Origin of the sequence: Dietzia sp. 111N12-1 (assembly GCF_001658045.1) — a bacterium.
Taxonomy (GTDB): domain Bacteria; phylum Actinomycetota; class Actinomycetes; order Mycobacteriales; family Mycobacteriaceae; genus Dietzia; species Dietzia kunjamensis.
The window spans coordinates 138,400-154,921 of record NZ_LSSV01000060.1 but is presented as its reverse complement, the minus strand read 5'-3'; the positions used below and the strand labels follow the sequence as shown (position 1 = coordinate 154,921).

Annotated in this window: 16 protein-coding genes; 9 read left to right on the top strand and 7 right to left on the bottom strand. The window is 70.2% G+C overall.

Going from position 1 to position 16,522, the window contains the following annotated elements:
- Window positions 1-48 precede the first annotated feature (48 nt).
- On the bottom strand, window positions 49-924 hold the full coding sequence (locus AYO52_RS13935; protein WP_067718623.1) for an oxygenase MpaB family protein: 876 nt from the start codon (window positions 922-924) through the stop codon (window positions 49-51).
- A gap of 82 nt (window positions 925-1,006) precedes the next feature.
- Between AYO52_RS13935 and AYO52_RS13930 the strand changes: the two genes are divergently transcribed.
- Complete coding sequence (locus AYO52_RS13930; protein ID WP_067718502.1) at window positions 1,007-1,744, top strand: CPBP family intramembrane glutamic endopeptidase; 738 nt, start codon at window positions 1,007-1,009, stop codon at window positions 1,742-1,744.
- Here AYO52_RS13930 and AYO52_RS13925 read toward each other — a convergent pair.
- From AYO52_RS13925 to AYO52_RS13915, 3 genes are all read right to left on the bottom strand, one after another.
- Window positions 1,719-2,909 (bottom strand): multidrug effflux MFS transporter, encoded by a 1,191-nt coding sequence (locus AYO52_RS13925; RefSeq protein ID WP_235027729.1) that lies wholly within the window; start codon window positions 2,907-2,909, stop codon window positions 1,719-1,721. The genes AYO52_RS13930 and AYO52_RS13925 overlap by 26 nt on opposite strands.
- Window positions 2,910-2,992: 83 nt before the next feature.
- A complete protein-coding gene (locus AYO52_RS13920) occupies window positions 2,993-4,576 on the bottom strand; it encodes a cation:proton antiporter family protein (protein WP_067718499.1) in 1,584 nt (527 codons plus the stop codon).
- 28 nt (window positions 4,577-4,604) lie between these two features.
- Complete coding sequence (locus AYO52_RS13915; protein WP_067718496.1) at window positions 4,605-5,111, bottom strand: LGFP repeat-containing protein; 507 nt, start codon at window positions 5,109-5,111, stop codon at window positions 4,605-4,607.
- Window positions 5,112-5,268: 157 nt separating this feature from the next.
- Here AYO52_RS13915 and AYO52_RS13910 point away from each other — a divergent pair, with 157 nt between their 5' ends.
- Window positions 5,269-5,754: a VOC family protein gene (locus AYO52_RS13910; protein WP_067718494.1), complete on the top strand. Its 486-nt coding sequence runs from the start codon at window positions 5,269-5,271 to the stop codon at window positions 5,752-5,754.
- 124 nt (window positions 5,755-5,878) lie between these two features.
- On the opposite strand, the gene AYO52_RS13905 is transcribed toward AYO52_RS13910, so the two are convergent.
- From AYO52_RS13905 to AYO52_RS13895, 3 genes are all read right to left on the bottom strand, one after another.
- Complete coding sequence (locus AYO52_RS13905) at window positions 5,879-7,576, bottom strand: fumarate hydratase (RefSeq protein ID WP_067718491.1); 1,698 nt, start codon at window positions 7,574-7,576, stop codon at window positions 5,879-5,881.
- Window positions 7,577-7,638: 62 nt separating this feature from the next.
- Complete coding sequence (locus tag AYO52_RS13900; RefSeq protein WP_235027730.1) at window positions 7,639-8,205, bottom strand: protein-L-isoaspartate O-methyltransferase; 567 nt, start codon at window positions 8,203-8,205, stop codon at window positions 7,639-7,641.
- A gap of 55 nt (window positions 8,206-8,260) precedes the next feature.
- Window positions 8,261-8,560 carry a hypothetical protein gene (locus AYO52_RS13895; RefSeq protein WP_067718488.1) on the bottom strand — a complete coding sequence of 100 codons (300 nt, stop codon included), beginning with the start codon at window positions 8,558-8,560 and terminating at the stop codon, window positions 8,261-8,263.
- 195 nt (window positions 8,561-8,755) lie between these two features.
- Here AYO52_RS13895 and AYO52_RS13890 point away from each other — a divergent pair, with 195 nt between their 5' ends.
- The 7 genes from AYO52_RS13890 to AYO52_RS13860 all read left to right on the top strand — a co-directional run bounded on the left by AYO52_RS13890 (window position 8,756) and on the right by AYO52_RS13860 (window position 16,441).
- Entirely contained in the window at window positions 8,756-9,667 is a 912-nt protein-coding gene (locus AYO52_RS13890; RefSeq protein ID WP_067718485.1) for a siderophore ABC transporter substrate-binding protein, read from the top strand.
- A 19-nt stretch (window positions 9,668-9,686) separates the two neighbouring features.
- Window positions 9,687-10,709, top strand: a complete 1,023-nt coding sequence (locus AYO52_RS13885; protein WP_067718483.1) for an ABC transporter permease — start codon at window positions 9,687-9,689, stop codon at window positions 10,707-10,709.
- Window positions 10,702-11,751, top strand: coding sequence for an iron chelate uptake ABC transporter family permease subunit (locus AYO52_RS13880; RefSeq protein ID WP_082924024.1), 1,050 nt, complete (start codon window positions 10,702-10,704; stop codon window positions 11,749-11,751). The genes AYO52_RS13885 and AYO52_RS13880 overlap by 8 nt, the downstream gene beginning before the upstream one ends.
- 14 nt (window positions 11,752-11,765) lie before the next feature.
- Window positions 11,766-12,635: an ABC transporter ATP-binding protein gene (locus AYO52_RS13875; protein ID WP_082924023.1), complete on the top strand. Its 870-nt coding sequence runs from the start codon at window positions 11,766-11,768 to the stop codon at window positions 12,633-12,635.
- Window positions 12,636-12,784: 149 nt separating this feature from the next.
- Window positions 12,785-14,023, top strand: a complete 1,239-nt coding sequence (locus tag AYO52_RS13870; RefSeq protein WP_067718480.1) for a glucose-1-phosphate adenylyltransferase family protein — start codon at window positions 12,785-12,787, stop codon at window positions 14,021-14,023.
- A gap of 79 nt (window positions 14,024-14,102) precedes the next feature.
- A complete protein-coding gene (locus tag AYO52_RS13865) occupies window positions 14,103-15,089 on the top strand; it encodes a TIGR03560 family F420-dependent LLM class oxidoreductase (protein WP_067718478.1) in 987 nt (328 codons plus the stop codon).
- A gap of 122 nt (window positions 15,090-15,211) precedes the next feature.
- Window positions 15,212-16,441, top strand: a complete 1,230-nt coding sequence (locus AYO52_RS13860) for an acetyl-CoA hydrolase/transferase family protein (RefSeq protein ID WP_082924034.1) — start codon at window positions 15,212-15,214, stop codon at window positions 16,439-16,441.
- Window positions 16,442-16,522 lie beyond the last annotated feature (81 nt).

Genomic DNA, 16,522 nt, shown 5'->3' with positions numbered 1-16,522 from the left:
CGACAGGGCCGACCCCGGAGGGTCGGATCGTCACAGGGTAGCGCCGCGTCACTCGGTCGCGTCGAGGACCCAGCGCAGTGAGGAGACACCGGCGCGTCCCAATGCCCGTCCGAGTCCGCTGGATCCGAGCGGCCCGTCGGGGAGTTCGAGCATCGTCCGGGCCCACCCCGGCAGCGCCGCGACGGCTCCCTCCCGCAGCAGCGCGTAGGCGGGCCTGTCGGTCAGTCCCATCGGTGGTCCGTCGAGCAGGAAGTGGCGCGCGTCGAGCGCGGCGGGCGAGGCCTCGAGCTCCGGCCGGTACTCCTCCAACGCCGCGTCGAGGTCGCGCACGGTGAGGGGCACCTCCCCGGCGCCCATCATGAGCCCGGTTCTCGAGGCCTGTCGTACGTAGTCGTCTCGTTCGGCCGGCGTCAGCGGCTCGCGCCAGTAGAGGCGGTGGCATTCGAGGAAGCTCCAGATCTCGGCGACGTGGACCCAGCGCAGGAGGTGGGGGTCGCGGGCGTCGTAGGGGCGCCCCCGGTAGTCGGTGCCCAATACCGCGCGGTGCGCACCGTTGATCTCCCGGATGAGCCGGGAGGCGTCGGTGATCGTGCCGAAGGTCGTGGTGGCGATGAACTGCGAGGTGCGCTGGAGGCGCCCCCACGGGTCGCCGCGGTAGTCGCTGTGGTCGGCCACCCCGGCCATGGCCAGCGGGTGCAGGGACTGTGGGAGGAGTGCGGTGAGTCCGCCGGCGAACATGGAGGCGTCTCCGTTGACGCGGCAGATGGCGTCGTCGGGGGAGTTCCAGCGTTCGCCCTCGGAGTGCCAGATCTGCTGGCGTCTCGCGTCGGCGTCGTCACCCGCCACCCGGGAATGGACCACTAGGCCCACCCTGCGGCGGGCGCCGGTCAGGGCGCGGGACGCGGTCGTCGTCACCGTTGCCATGGTGGACACCCCGTCACGTGACGTGGTCGTCCGTGTCACCATACCCCTGGTACGGACGGGCCGCGCGGTATCGTCGCGACTGATGACCACGACGTCGACGTCCCTGTCCGGCCGCTCCCGTGTGCGCGGGGTGGCGGGCGTCGCCGCGGTCCTGGCCACGCTGGTCGCCATCAATCTCACCGCCAACCTGGCGGGTCTGCCCTTCCGCGAGTGGATCGTGCCGCTGGCCGTTCTCGTGCTGGTCGTGGTCGCCAAGGCGCGGTGGATGCGGTGGTCGGACCTGGGGCTGGCGGCGCGGCACATGCCCCGCGGGCTGGCGTACGGTCTCGCGGCGACGGTGCTGGTGGCGGCCGTGGTCACGGCCGGGTGCCTGATCCCGGCGACGAGCCCGTTCTTCCTGTCCGAGCGCTACTCGGACCTGCGCATGGCGGTGTTCTCGGCGCTCGTGCTGATCCCCCTGATGACGGTCCTGCCCGAGGAGCTCGCGTTCCGCGGGGTCCTGCAGGGGGCGCTCGAGCGGACCTTCGGCACCACGGGCGTGTTCGTGATCGGGTCATCGGCGTTCGGACTGTGGCACGTCACGTCGTCTCTCGGGCTCACGGCCGGCAACGCCGGCCTCGCACAGGTCTTCGGTACCGGTCTGGCGGGTCAGCTCGCGGGGATCGGCCTGGCGGTGACCGCGACCTCGGTGGCCGGGGCCGGGTTCATCTGGATCCGTCGCCGCAGCAGCAGCCTCCTGGCCCCGATCGGGTTGCACTGGGCGTTCAACGCCGTCGGGGCGCTCGCCGCAGCGCTCACGTGGCGCGCACTGGCCGGCTGATCACCGCCCACGTCGCCGCGACGACCAGGACGGCGCACGCCCCCATCACGACGAGCAGCGGGATCACCGAGTGCGGTCCGGCGAGTCCGGTGAGCGGGGAGACCACGGCGGCGAGTCCGAACTGGGCGGCGCCGAGGAGCGCCGATCCGGAGCCCGAGCGGCCCCGGGTGGCCTGCATGGACAGTGCCGCGGCGTTGGGCAGGACCAACCCGACGGACAGGGTGAGCAGGACGAACCCCACGGTGACCGGTGCCAACCCCAGGGTGCCGGCGGGGGAGAGGGCGACGACGACGACGAGGTGGACGATCGCCGTCACCATGCCCACCACGCCGGTGCGCATGATCTTCTCCGGGGCGAACCGGCCGATCAGCCGGGCGCCCGCGAGGTTCGAGACCAGGATCCCCAGCGCGTTGACGGTGAACGCCACCGAGTACGCGGTGGGGGACAGGCCCACCATGTCCTGGTAGATGAACGGGCTGGCGGAGATGTAGGCGAACAGGACGCCGAAGGTGAACACGAACACCGACACGCGCGCGATGAACGGGCCATGGGTGGCGACGCCCCGCATGTCCGACACGGTGGACAGCACGCTCCCGGTACGGCGGGACGCGGCCGGGAGCGACTCCGGCACGGCGACGAGGACCCCGACGACCGTGATGGCGGACAGGCCGGCCAGTAGCCAGAACACGCTCCGCCAGCCGCCGAACGGCACGACCGCGCCGCCGATGAGCGGTGCGATGACCGGGGCGACGGACTGGATCGCCATGAGGGTGGCGAACGCCTTGGCCACGCCCGCACCGCGCCCGACGTCCACCACGACGGCCTTGCTCAGGACGATCCCGGCCGCACCGGCGAAGCCCTGCGCGACGCGTCCGAGCACCAGGATCCAGATGGACGGGGCCAGCGCGCACACCACTGCCGCGAGTGCGGTGCCCACCGAGCCCAGGACGAGCAGCGTCCGCCGCCCCACCCGGTCGGAGAGGGGCCCGATCACGAGCTGCCCCGCCGCCAGCGAGACCATGAACGCCGTGAGGGTGAGCTGGGCGGTGGAGGCCGTGATCCGGAACTCCTCGACGATCAGCGGCAGCGCGGGCAAATAGGTGTCGGTCGCGAACGGCCCGATCGCCCCGGTGAGCGCGAGTGCGAGGAGCATCGTGGCGGGCACCGACGCGGTGGGTGTGGGTGTGGGGATCGGCGGTGCGGTGGGTGGTGTGGGGGGCGCGGCGGAGGGTCGTCGGCCGGCAGACCTCATTCACGCACCCCCGCGGCCTCGGCGGCACTGTCCGCCAGGCCGACCCCGGTGCCCTCGAAGATGTGGAAGGCCACGTCGGCTCCCCGAGCGATGAGTTCGTCCCTCTCGTCGTCGTACTGGGCGACCACCGCGACGGCGCCCTCGAAATCCCGCGTGTCCACCTGCTCGAGGGCGATGAGGTTCGAGCCGTGGAACGGCATGGCCAGCACGATGATGTCCACCTTCTCGTCGTTCACACAGCGGTCCCAGAAGTCGTCGTCGGTCGCGTCGGCCTCGATCACGTGCACATCCTGCTCGCGGAGCCTGGCGACCTTCACGGGGTCGTTCTCCACCCCGACGACCGTCAGACCGTACTCCTCGGTCAGACGGTCCCGCACCGCGCGGCCCACCCGGCCCACCCCCAGGACCAGCACCCGGGCGTGACCGATGTCGAGCGGGGCGTCCTCCGGGTGGGTGCGCTCGTCCCGCAGGGTGGGTACGAGCGAGGACAACCGCGCCACGAGCCGCGTCCCGCGGTGGTTGACCAGTGTCGAGATCACGAAGCTCGCGGCGACCGCGACCGACACCACCACGAGCCAGTCCTGCTCGACGAGACCCGCATCGACCCCGGTCGCGGTGACGATGAGCCCGAACTCCGAGAAGTTGGCCAGCGCGAGGCCCGCCAGGATCGAGGTCCGTTTGCGCAGCCCGAACGCTGCCAGCACGAGGGTGAACACGGCGGCCTCCAGGGGGAGCAACACCACGAGCAGGAGGCCCAGCAACAGGGTCTCCGGGGTGGGCGTGACGTGGAGGCCGATCGAGACGAAGAAACCCACGAGCAGGAGTTCACGCAGACCGAAGAGGGTCCGGGACAACTCGGCGGCACGCGGGTGCGAGGCGAGGAGGACTCCCACCACCATCGCCCCGAAGTCACCCTTGATGCCGACGCTCTCGAACAACCAGTACCCCGGCACCAGCGCCATGGTGATCCCGAACAACGCCTGCAGTTCGCCGTGACCCAGCCTGCTCCAGGCCCGGCGGACGAGCCACACCGCGGGGAGCAACAGTGGCAACGCCAACGCCCACGGGCTCGGCGGGGCGCCCGTCATCGCCGTGAGGAACGCGACCGCCACCACGTCCTGCAGGACGAGGATGCCGATCGCGACCCGACCGTAGAGGGTGTGGGAGTCGGACCGCACGTCGAGCACCTGGACGACGAAGACGGTGCTGGAGAACGACAGCGCGAAGCCCAGCAGGGCCACCACCTGCCAGTCCGCCCCGGCTAGCAACCGCACCCCGATGATGGACAGCATCCCCAGGAAGCCGGCGGTCAATCCCGCGACCGCCAGGAGGTTGGCGGCCGTCGTGGCCAGGACCTCACGGCGCAGGAGCATCCGCACGTCCAGTTTGAGCCCGATGGTGAAGAGCAGGATCGTCACGCCGAGGTCGGCGAGTGAGTCCACCACGGGCAGGGCCTCGATGCCGGGCGCGTGGAGGATGAACCCCGAGGCCAGATAGCCGATGAGGGTGGGCAGGCGCATCATCCGGGCGACGAACCCGCACCCGAACACCACGACGAGGTAGATCGCGACGGTCTCCAACGGTGCTACTCGCCCGGCGCGGTGGTCGTCACCGCACCTCGACGACCGGCCGACCGTCCAGGAACGCGATCGTGCCGTTCTCGAACGCCGAGATCCACCCGCCGTCGGTCGTCGTCTCGTCCGAGACGGGGAAGCCCAGCTCACCGGCGGGGCCGCCCGCCTCGCGATAGGCGGCGAGGATCTCGCCCTGGACCACGAACGCGTTCCCGGACGGTGTGAGCACGATCGCCCCCCGCTCGAAGTCGGTGACCGAGCCGCCCTCCACAGCCGTCGGCGGCCCCGTCACCCGGCCGAGATCGCTCTGCTCGCCGCCGAGCTCGTTCCAGCGGTCCGCAACGGCCACCGGGATGTCGACGCCCGAGTCCGCGGGCCCCGGGACGGGGGTCGACCTCGTCGTCGTCGCCGTCTCCGTCGAGGACACCGGTGCGGCGGACTCACCGGCGCCGCCACCGTCGTCGGCGGAACAGGCGACCAGGCCGGTACCGAGGGCGACGGCGAGAGCGAGGGGGGCGAGGACACGCGTGATCCTGTCCATGCCGGAGATCCTAGCCGCCCGCCCACCGGGCCCACCCCGCCCACCGCCGCCGCCGATGCCGAACCGTGATGCCCGAGTCCTTTCCGGGGGGCGCCGGGCCGTGGAGACTGGGAGCGGGCGACCCGCCCGACCGGGCGAGCCCCGGGAGGAGGCCGCGATGGCCGTGATGACCACGTGTCTGTGGTTCGCCACCCAGGCGGAGGAGGCCGCCGAGTTCTACTGCTCGGTCTTCCCCGACTCGCGCGTGGTCGCCGTGGACACCAGCCCCGTCGACACCCCGGGACCGAAGGCGGGGGACCTGCTCACCGTGGAGTTCGAGCTCGACGGGCGGCCCTTCATCGCGCTCAACGGAGGCTCGGACCCCGAGTACACCGACGCGATCTCCCTGGAGATCCGGTGCGCCGACCAGGCGGAGATCGACCACTACTGGAACGGTCTGCTCGCGGGAGGGGGCCGTGAGGTGCAGTGCGGGTGGCTGATCGACCGCTTCGGAGTGCGGTGGCAGGTCGCGCCGCAGTCCCTCTACGATCTGTGGCGCGGCGAGGACCGGGAGTCGGCGGCGCGCGCGTTCGCGGTGATGATGGACATGGTGAAGCTGGACGTGTCGGCCATCGAGGCGGCGGCTGCGGGCACCGACGCCTGACTCGGACTCCCACTCGTCGGCCCTACGAAATCCGCTATTCGCATTCCGGATCCGCTACTCGATATGGAGTAGCGGATCCGGAAAACGAGTAGCGGATCTGCGGGAACGCGGGAACGAGGGCGGGTCAGAGGCCGGGGCGCTTGCCGATCGTCAGCGTGACCTCGCCGGTGTGGGCGAAGAAGTCCTCGCCCTTGTCGTCCACCACGATGAAGGCGGGGAAGTCCTCGACGTCGATCTTCCACACCGCCTCCATCCCGAGCTCCTCGTACTCGAGGATCTCCACGTGCTTGATGCAGTCCTGCGCCAGGCGCGCGGCCGGACCGCCGATCGAGCCCAGGTAGAACCCGCCGTGGGCCGCGCACGCGTCGGTGACCTGCTTGGAGCGGTTGCCCTTGGCGAGCATCACCATGGATCCGCCCGCCGCCTGGAACTGCTCGACGTAGGAGTCCATGCGGCCGGCGGTGGTGGGCCCGAACGATCCCGACGGCATGCCCTCCGGCGTCTTGGCCGGGCCGGCGTAGTAGACGGGGTGGTCCTTGAGGTACTGCGGCATCTCCTCGCCGGCGTCGAGCCGCTCCTTGATCTTGGAGTGCGCGATGTCGCGGGCCACGACCAGCGGGCCGGTCAGGGACAGGCGGGTCTTGACCGGATGCCTGCTCAGCTCGGCGAGGATCTCCGGCATCGGTTTGTTGAGGTCGATCCGCACCGCGGCGCCCTTGCCGGTGCCGGAGATGCCGTCGGTTGCGGCGTCGAGCTCCGCGTCCGTGGTGGCGGGCAGGAACCGGCCCGGCTCGAACTCGAGCTGCTCGAGGAACACGCCCTCCGGGGTGATCTTGGCCCTGGCCTGACGGTCCGCCGAGCAGGACACCGCGATCGCGACGGGCAGCGAGGCGCCGTGGCGGGGCAGGCGGACGACGCGGACGTCGTGGCAGAAGTACTTGCCGCCGAACTGCGCGCCGATCCCGATCTGCTGGGTGAGCTCGAAGACCTTCTCCTCGAGCTCGACGTCGCGGAAGCCACGCCCGGTCATCGCGCCCTCGCGGGGGAGCTCGTCCAGGTAGTGCGCCGAGGCGAGCTTGGCGGTCTTCAGCGCGAACTCCGCCGAGGTACCGCCCACGACGATCGCCAGGTGGTACGGCGGGCAGGCGGCCGTCCCGAGCGAGCGGATCTTTTCCTCGATGAACTGCATCATCCGGTCGGGGTTCAGGATCGCCTTGGTCTCCTGGTATAGGAACGACTTGTTGGCCGACCCGCCACCCTTCGCCATGAAGAGGAACTTGTAGGCGTTCTCGCCGCCCGGGGTGGTGTTGGCGCCGATCTCGATCTGCGCGGGCAGGTTGGACCCGGTGTTCTTCTCGTCCCACATGGTGAGGGGGGCGTTCTGCGAGTAGCGCAGGTTGAGCCGGGTGAAGGCGTCGTACACGCCGCGGGCGACGGCCTGCTCGTCCGGACCGGGCGTGAGCACGTGCTGGCCGCGCTCGCCCTTGACGATGGCCGTACCGGTGTCCTGGCACATCGGGAGCACGCCGCCCGCGGCGATGTTGGCGTTCTTGAGCAGGTCCAGGGCGACGAACTTGTCGTTGTCGCTGGCCTCGGGGTCGTCGAGGATCTTGGCGACCTGGGCCAGGTGGTCACTACGGAGGTAGTGGGAGATGTCGTGCATCGCCGTCTCGGTGAGCAGACGGATGGCCTCGGGGTCCACCCGCAGGAACGTCATCCCGTCGGGGCCCTCGACCGTCGACACGCCCTCGGTGGTGAGGAGGCGGTATTCGGTGGTGTCCTCCCCGACGGGAAGAAGGTCCTCGTAGAGGAAGTCGGCCATCAGGGGCTCCTGGTTCTGGAGGTGGACAAACTTCCCCCAGGATAGTGGCCGGGGTCACGGGGTCAGAATCGGGTGTGGAGCAGGGGGACGAACCGGTACCCGCCGTGCTCGGTCACGTCGATGCCGTCATCGGTCCGGCGTACGCGGTGCATCGCCCCGGCCCAGGGCGCCACCATGACGCCGTCCACGGTGAGCTGGTCGACGAGCTCCGAGGGGAGGTCGTCGGCCATCGCGGAGACGAGGATGCGGTCGAACGGGGCGAGGGAGGGGAGGCCCAGCGTCCCGGGCTCGGCGGGGTGGACACGTACCCAGGGTTGTCGTATCGCCGCCCGGGAGCGTTCGACCAGCTCGGGGACGAGTTCGACGGCGGACACGGAGGAATCGGTCCCCCCGAGTTCGCCGAGGATCGCCGAGGTCCACCCGCTGCCCGAGCCCACGTCGAGCACCCGCATCCCGGGGAACGGCTCGAGGAGCGAGAGCATCGCCGCGACCGTCGACGGCTGTGAGTTGGTCTGCCCGAACCCGATCGGTAGCGGGGCGTCGAGTTCGTAGTCGGCCACGACCTCCGGCGGGAGGAATCGACGGCGATCCTGCGCGCGCATCGCCTCCGGGATGCTCGGGGTGCTCACCGCGAGACCTCCTCCCGCCGGGCATGGCGGCGGGGCTGATCGCCCCGCCCGGGCTCTATGCCTCGCCGAGAACGCGCGTCTCGCCGTCGGGGTCGAGGTCGTCGATCTGGTCGCGGGGCTCCTCGGCGACGCCCTTGTCCTCGGGCTCCGCGGTGTCGACGTCGGGGCGCTCGGCAGACAGCTTCTCGTCGAGGGTGTCGTTCTCCTCGACGGGCTTCCACGACTCCGGCGCGTCGACGGTGAGGTCCTCACCGTCGGTCGAGATGGTGTCGGCGTCGAGACCCTCGCTGCCGTCGAGCGTGTTCTCGTCGTAATCGCCGTCGGTGTCCTGGTCGTACTCGCGTTCGGTGCTCATACCGTCGATTGTGCGTCGTCCGCCAGCCCGTCGCATCCGGTCGCCCCGCACCCCGGGGGAGTCGGAGGGTCCCGGATTGTCCGGGCCGTGAGGCTGGCAAACTGCCGAAGTGAGGTAAGCCATACGTAAGACTTGCCCAGGAGCCGCGAGGGTGGTTAAGGTGAGCCTAACCTTCCGAACCAACCTTGGAGTGACATGAAGCGATTCCCCAAGATCGTCGCAGCGACGGCCGCCGTCGCGCTGACCGGTGGCGCACTGACCGCCTGCGGGAGCTCGGATGCACAGTCCGCCGGAAACGAGGGTGAGGGGCCGACCCGCGTCGTGCTCACCAGCCACGCCGCTGCCGACACGCTGGATGAGCTCGATCTCGAGGATCGCGTCGTCGGCCTGGTCAAGACCGGGGTCTTCCCGGAGGCGCTGGACGCCTACGTGGGCGACGAGTACACGGACATCGGCAGCCTCAAGGAGCCGAAGATGGATGTGATCGCGGAACTGGGGCCCGACCTCATCCTGTTCGGCAACCGCACCCGCGCGATGGAGCCCGAGTTCGCCAAGATCTCCGACCAGGTGATCGCCGGTGATCCGGACACCGCCGAGACGATCGCCTCCAACCGCGCCAAGGTGGAGGAGATCGCCGCGCTGTTCGGGGCCGAGGACAAGGCCGCGGACGAGCTCGCCGAGATCGACGAGATGGTCACCGAGACCCGCGCCAAGGCCGAGGGCGCGGGTACGGCGCTGGTGCTCATGACCTCCGGTGGCAAGGTCACGGGGTACGGACCGGGTTCACGCTTCGACCTCATCTTCAACGAGCTCGGCATGACGCCCGCCGGTGAGCTCGAGTCCGAGGGCAGCCACGGCGCGCCGCTGAGCTGGGAGCAGATCGCCGAGCTGAACCCCGACCACGTTTTCGTCATCGACCGCGACGCCGCGATCGGTGCGGAGGGCGAGGCGGCCACCGCCCTGCTCGACAACCCGCTGTTCAACCGGACCAACGCCGCGACCAACGACAACGTCCACTTCCTGGACGGCCAGAACTGGTACCTCGTCGGGGGCGGCATCGGCGTCCTCGAGTCGATGATCGACGAGATCGACTCCGCCGTCTCCTGACGGTGGGAGTCCACTTCTCATGACGACCACCCTGGTCGAGCGCCGACCGCAGCGTCACTCGCTGTGGCCGGCGCTCGGCGTCGTCGCGCTCGTGCTCTCGCTCGTCGCGAGCGTGTTCGTGGGCGCGGCCGACATCACCGTGTGGGACGCGCTCACCGGAGGGCTCACCGAGGCGCACCGTGTCTACCTCGTGGAGGCCCGTCTGCCCCGCACCGCCGCCGCCGCCCTCGCGGGGGCGTCCCTGGCGATCGCCGGTCTGCTCATGCAGTTGCTCACCCGCAACCGCTTCGTCGAACCGTCGACCGCGGGGACCGTCGAATCGGCGGGGCTGGGACTCGTGGTGGTGGCGATCATCGCGCCGGGCGCCCCGATCGTGGCCAAGATGCTCGTGGCCATGGTGTTCGCGCTCGCCGGGACCGCCCTGTTCCTCGCCTGCATCCGTCGCGTCCCCGTGTCGGACTCGTTCGTGGTGCCCCTCATCGGCATCATGCTCGGCTCCGTGATCGGGGCGGTCGCAGCCTTTCTGGCCCTGTCGCGTGACCTTCTCCAGATGCTCAACTCGTGGATGCTCGCCGACTTCTCGGCGGTCCTGGCCGGGCGGTACGAGCTGCTGTGGCTGGTGGCGGTCCTCGGTGTCCTCGCCTACATCGCCGCCGACCGCTTCACCGTGGCGGGCCTGGGTGAGGACGTCTCGACCGGTCTCGGGCTCGACCACAAGACCGTCGTCGCCGCCGGGATGGCGATCGTGGCGGCGGTCGCCGCCGTCGTCGTCGTCACCGTCGGTGCCCTCCCGCTCCTCGGGCTCGTCGTTCCCAACGTCGTCTCACGCCTGGTGGGAGACGACGCCCGCCGGGGCTTGCCTCTCGTGGCACTGCTCGGGGCGGTCACCGTCCTGATCTGCGACATGGTGGGCCGGTCGCTGCCCGGGCTGTTCGCCGGCGGCGCCCCCGGTGCCGGCGAGATCCCCGTCGGGACGATCGTCGGGATCCTCGGCGGCGCCGTGTTCCTGGCCATGATGCTGAGAGGGGTGCGCAATGCCTGAGACCGCCATCCTCGTCGCACCGCCGGAGAGCCTCACCCGGGGACGGACGAGAGCGGAGGCCGACCGCCGTCGACGGTGGATCGTGACCCTCGTCTGTGCCGTCGCGGCCGTCGCGGCGCTCGCCGCTCTCGTCCTCACCGGGTTGCCGGACACCGTCGGTTCCAGGGCGTGGTCCTACTCCCTCGACCGACTGTCGCGCCACGCGGTGGCGATCGTCCTGGTCTCGGTCGCGGTCGGGGTCTCGACGGTGATCTTCCAGACCGTCACCGGCAACCGGATCCTCACGCCGGCGCTGATGGGTTTCGACTCGCTGTACCTGCTCATCCAGACCATGCTCGTGTTCTTCATGATCCCGCGCGATGCCGCCGTCATCGGGGGCCTGACGAGCGGCGGTCTCTCCGGGTTCCTCGGTCAGACCGCGATCATGGTGGTCGCGTCGACCTCGCTCTACCTGTGGCTGCTCGGGGGTCGGAGAACCGATATCCACCTGCTGCTGCTGGTGGGTGTGGTGTTCGGCGTATTCTTCCGCTCCGCCTCCTCGTTCTTCCAGCGCCTGCTGGACCCGGCGGCCTACCTGCAGGTCCAGGACGCCATGTTCGCGAGTTTCCGAGGGGTCCAACTCGACGTCCTGGTGGCGTGCGGGGTCATCGTGGTGGGTGGACTCGTCGCCGTGGCGATCCTCGGCCGTCGACTCGACGTGATGCTGCTGGGGCGCGATCCCGCCGTCGCGCTCGGCGTCGACCACCGCCGGGTCACCATCGTGGTCCTGGTGGTGGTCTCCTTCCTGGTGTCCGCCTCCACGGCCCTGATCGGGCCGGTGATGTTCTTCGGGCTCATCGTCGCCAACGCGGCCTACGCCCTGCTCGGCACCACCCTGCACCGGTTCACCCTGCCGGTGGCCTCGCTGCTGGGCGTGATCGCCCTGGCGGGGGGCGAGATGGTCCTCGGCGCCCTCGGCGTCGAGTCCGCCCTGAGCATCGTCATCGAGTTCGCCGGTGGCCTGCTGTTCCTGTTCCTGCTCCTGACCAACCGCGCACGCTGAAAGAGAGGCACATCATGTCCCTTCTCCCGTTCCGACGCCGCGACGACCGATCCGGTGAGAACCGGTGGTCGGCCGGGTGCGGTATCGAGGCGCGGTCGGTGTGTTCGTCCTACGGCGACACCCGGGTCCTGCACGACGTGACCGCGTGCTTCGCGCACGGTGGCGTGACGTCTCTCATCGGGCCCAACGGCGCAGGAAAGTCGACGCTGCTGGGTGTCATGAGCCGGCTCCAGGCGGCGGATTCCGGAACGGTGCTCGTCGACGGCGTCGACGTGTCGGTCAACGGTGGGCGTGAGCTGGCCCGCCGCCTCGCGGTGCTCCGCCAGGAGAACGCCGTCTCCATCCGGCTCACCGTGCGGGAGCTGGTCGGATTCGGCCGGTTCCCGCACAACGGTGGCAGGCCCGGCCCGGACGACGCCGAGCACGTCGACTACGCCCTGGGGGCGATGGAACTCGAGGACCTCGCCGACCGGTATCTCGACGAGTTGTCCGGTGGCCAGCGCCAACGGGCGCACATCGCGATGGTCTTGGCGCAGGACACGGACTATGTCCTGCTGGACGAGCCTCTGAACAACCTCGATCTCCGGCACGCCACCTCGATCATGCGGTTGCTGCGTCGCACCGCCGCGGAGCGGGGCAAGACCATCGTGCTCGTCATCCACGACATCAACATCGCCGCCGCGTACTCGGACCGGATCATCGCCATGAAGGACGGGCGGATCGTCTCCGACGGCACCCCGGCCGAGATCATGCGCACCGATGTCCTCAAGGCTGTCTACGACATGGAGATGCAGGTCGCCGAGGTCGCCGGGCGGTACGTGGCCCTGTACTTCGACGGGGAGGACGAGTTGGAGGAGTGTGGCGCGGCGTTGTCCACCGCCTGAGCCCACCGCCTGATCCACCGCCTGATCCGCCGCGGCCTGATCCGGCCACACGGTGCCGGGCGACCGGTGGGATGACGCCGCAGTCCGGTTAGAGTGTCGTACTCGCATGGGGTGGGTAGTCCCACGCCTGACCGGAGAGGAGACCTCGCATGGCGCCGCTGTCGGTCGTCACCATAGTCCTCGCAGGTGGAGCCGGTTCCCGGCTCCGTGCGCTCACCCGGGACCGGGCCAAGCCGGCCGTCCCCTACGGGCCCGGATACCAGCTGGTGGACTTCTCCCTGAGCAATGCCGCCAACTCGGGCCTGAGGGATGTCTGGGTGGTGCAGCAGTTCCATCCGGTGTCCCTGGGGTCCCATCTGCGGAGCGGCCGCCCGTGGGATCTCGACCGACTCGACGGCGGTCTGCTGGTGCTGCACCCGTCGCAGGGAACGGGCCGGGACGGATTCCACTCGGGGACCGCGGACGCACTGTGGAAGCAGATCGAGCCCCTGCGCGAGGCGGCCCCGGACGTCACGGTCGTGGTCAGTGCGGACGCGGTGTACCGCCTCGACTACGACGAACTGGTCCGCGATCACCTGGACTCGTTCGCCGAGCTCACCATGGTCACCACTCGCGTGGCCCCCGAGGACGCCTCCCGCTACGGCGTGGTCCGGGTGGGCGAGGACGGGGCCGTCACCGAGTACCGCTACAAGCCGGACGATCCGGACGGCGACCTGATCTGCGCGGAGATCTTCGTCTTCAACACGACCGCCCTCATCAGTTACCTCGAGCGGGCCCACGAGGACGTCGTCACCGCCGGCGGCGCGGGGGACCTGGGCGACATCGGGGACAACATCCTGCCCGCCATGGTCGGGGCGGGGCACGCCCGGGAGTGGCGGCACGAGGGGTACTGGCGGGACGTGGGGACCGTCGAGTCCTACTGGGCCGGCCACATGGACCTCCTCGGCGAGTCCCCGGTCCACGAGCTGGATGTCCCGGGGTGGTCCCTGCGGACCGCGTCGGCCTTCAGCGGTCCCGCCCGGACCGGGGAGGCGGCGCAGGTCGTCGGGTCACTGCTCGGGCACGGCGCGGTGGTCCACGGGACGGTCGAGCATTCCGTCGTGGGGCCCGGGGCGGTCATCGAGGCGGGTGCGAGGGTCCGGGACAGTGTCATCCTGCCGGGTGCCGTGGTCCGGTCCGGTGCGCACGTGGAGACCGCGGTCGTCGATGCCGACGTGGAGGTCCCTGTCGACGCGAGGATCGGCGAACGGCAGCCCGGTGCGACCGAGTCGACGGTGCGCGTCGCGCTGTTGGGCAGCGCCCCGGACGGACCCCGTCCGGCCGGGTTCGTGCTCGCCGCCGGCACGCTGGACCCACCCGATGACGACGACGAGGACCGCAGCGTCTGATCTGGTAGCGCTGGCCCACCCGTCGGAACCGGTCGTGGGTCGGCCACCCGGGCCGGGTTCCGGGGCTAGGCTCGGCGCCATGCGATTCGGACTGTTCCTGCCCCAGGGTTGGCGCCTCGACCTGGTCGACGTGCCGGCCGCCCGTCACTGGCCGGTCATCTCCGACCTGGCCGCCCGCGCGGACGCCGGGCCGTGGGAGTCGGTGTGGGTGTACGACCACATGCACACCGCGCCCCTCACCTCGACCGAGGCGACGCACGAGGCATGGAGCCTGATGTCGGCGCTCGGTGCGACCACCTCCCGGGTCCGGCTGGGGCAGATGTGCACGTGCCTCGGATACCGCAACCCGGCATTGCTGGCGAAGATCGCCGCGACGGTCGACCACATCTCCGGCGGCCGGGTGGAGATGGGGATCGGCGCGGGCTGGTACGAGCACGAATGGCGAGCGTACGGCTACGGATTCCCTTCCGCGGGTGAGCGGTTGGCCATGCTCGACGAGGGTGTGCGCATCCTGTCCGAGGCGTGGTCCGACGGTGTGGTCTCACTCGACGGCGAGCACTACCGGGTCGACGGGGCGATCGTGCAGCCGACGCCTCTGCAGGAGAGCGGCATACCCCTGTGGATCGCGGGCGGGGGCGAGCGCAAGACCCTCCGCACCGCCGCGAGGTACGCGGATTACACCAATTTCGACGGCACCGCCGAGGGCTTCGACCATAAGTCGAAGGTGCTGTTCGGACACTGTCGGGACATCGGTCGTGACCCGGCGGAGATCACCCGGACCGCGAACTACAACGTGGCGATCGGGGAGACCGAGAAGGACGTCGCGGATCGGCTGGCGTACCTGAAGGACCGGATGGCGACGCACGTCGGTGAGGACGAGGCAGAGCTCCAGCTCGGCGCGTACCGCGGGCTCCCGGCGGTGGGGACGCCGGAGCAGATCGTCGAGAAGCTGACCGAGCTCGAGGCGCTGGGAATGGAGTACGGCATTTTCTACTTCCCCGAGATCGCCACCGACACCTCCGGACTCGAGTTGTTCGAGCGCGAGGTCATCCCGGCCCTGTCCTGAAACCGCCGGGGTGTGTCACCGCACCGCGACGTCCGGAACTACGAGAGCAGGGGTCAGTGACGAGGAACGTCGAGTACGAGGAGCGTCCGGCCGAGGCGGTCCTCGACCACATCACGCCGGGGATGCACGTCATCGTGCCCATCCAGAACGCCGCTCCGCCCGCCCTGCTGCGGGCGCTGGACGCCGGGGGCGCCGGACTGGACGACGTGACGGTCCACCACATGGACCCCTGGGAGTCGCTGCCGTTCATGGAGGGTGCCTACCCGGGCAGGCTCCGGCATGTCGACTACTTCCTGGGCCGCGGGTCGCGAGAGAACTTCCACCGGGGCCACTGCGACCTCATCCCCGTCGATTTCGCGCAGGTGCCGGCCACGCTGCGCGAGTTCTCTCCGCCCGGTCTGGCGATCGCCACGGTCTCGGAGATCGACGAGCACGGTTTCTTCTCGATGGGCACGAACGCCGACTACGTGGCCTCGTTCATCGGCCAGGTGCCGTTCTTCGTCGAGGTCAACTCCCACATGCCCCGCACCTTCGGGCGCAACCACATCCACATCTCCCAGGTGGTGGGCGTGACCCGTAACGACACCCCGATGATCACCATGGAGGCGCCGCCACCGGGGGAGACGGACAACGCGATAGCGGACGTCATCGCCGAGCGTGTCCCCGACGGGGCCTGTCTCCAACTCGGGGTCGGCAGGTTGCCGAACGCATTCCTGTCCCGGCTGACGGATCACCGTCATCTGGGGATCCACACCGAGGCGTTGTCCGACGGGGTGATGGACCTCGTCGAGGCCGGGGTGATCGACGGGTCGCGCAAGACGGGGCGGCCGTTCAAGCACGTCACCACCTTCGCCCTCGGGTCGCAGCGACTCATGGACTGGCTCCACAACAACCCGTCTGTGGCGATGCTCCCCGTGGATATCGTCAACGACCCGAGGGTGATCGGCCAGGAGCACAATCTCTACTCGATCAACGCGACCAGCGAGGTGGACCTGTTCGGGCAGGCGGCCTCGGAGACCATCGGCGGCCGGTACTGGTCGGGGGCCGGGGGACAGGCGGACTTCGCCCGGGGCTGCACGTTCTCCCCGGGAGGCCACGGGTTCATCGTCACCCCGTCGCAGACCTCCGGGGGCGTCAGCAGGATCTCCCTGTCGCTCACGCCCGGCAGTCCGGTCACCACCCACAAGAACATCATCGAGAACGTCGTCACCGAATTCGGTATCGCGGAGCTGAGGGGCAAGTCGGTCGCCGGGCGGGCCGCGGCGCTGATCGCTGTGGCGCACCCGGATCACCGGGAGCGGCTCAGCCGGGAGGCGCGGGAGGCGGGACTGCTCCCGCGGGCTCACCACTAGTCGCCCCCGGGCGCCGGGCCGGTGCCGCGGGCGCCGAGCCAATACCGCCACGGGCGCGACCGGTGGCACCCGTCTGGGGGC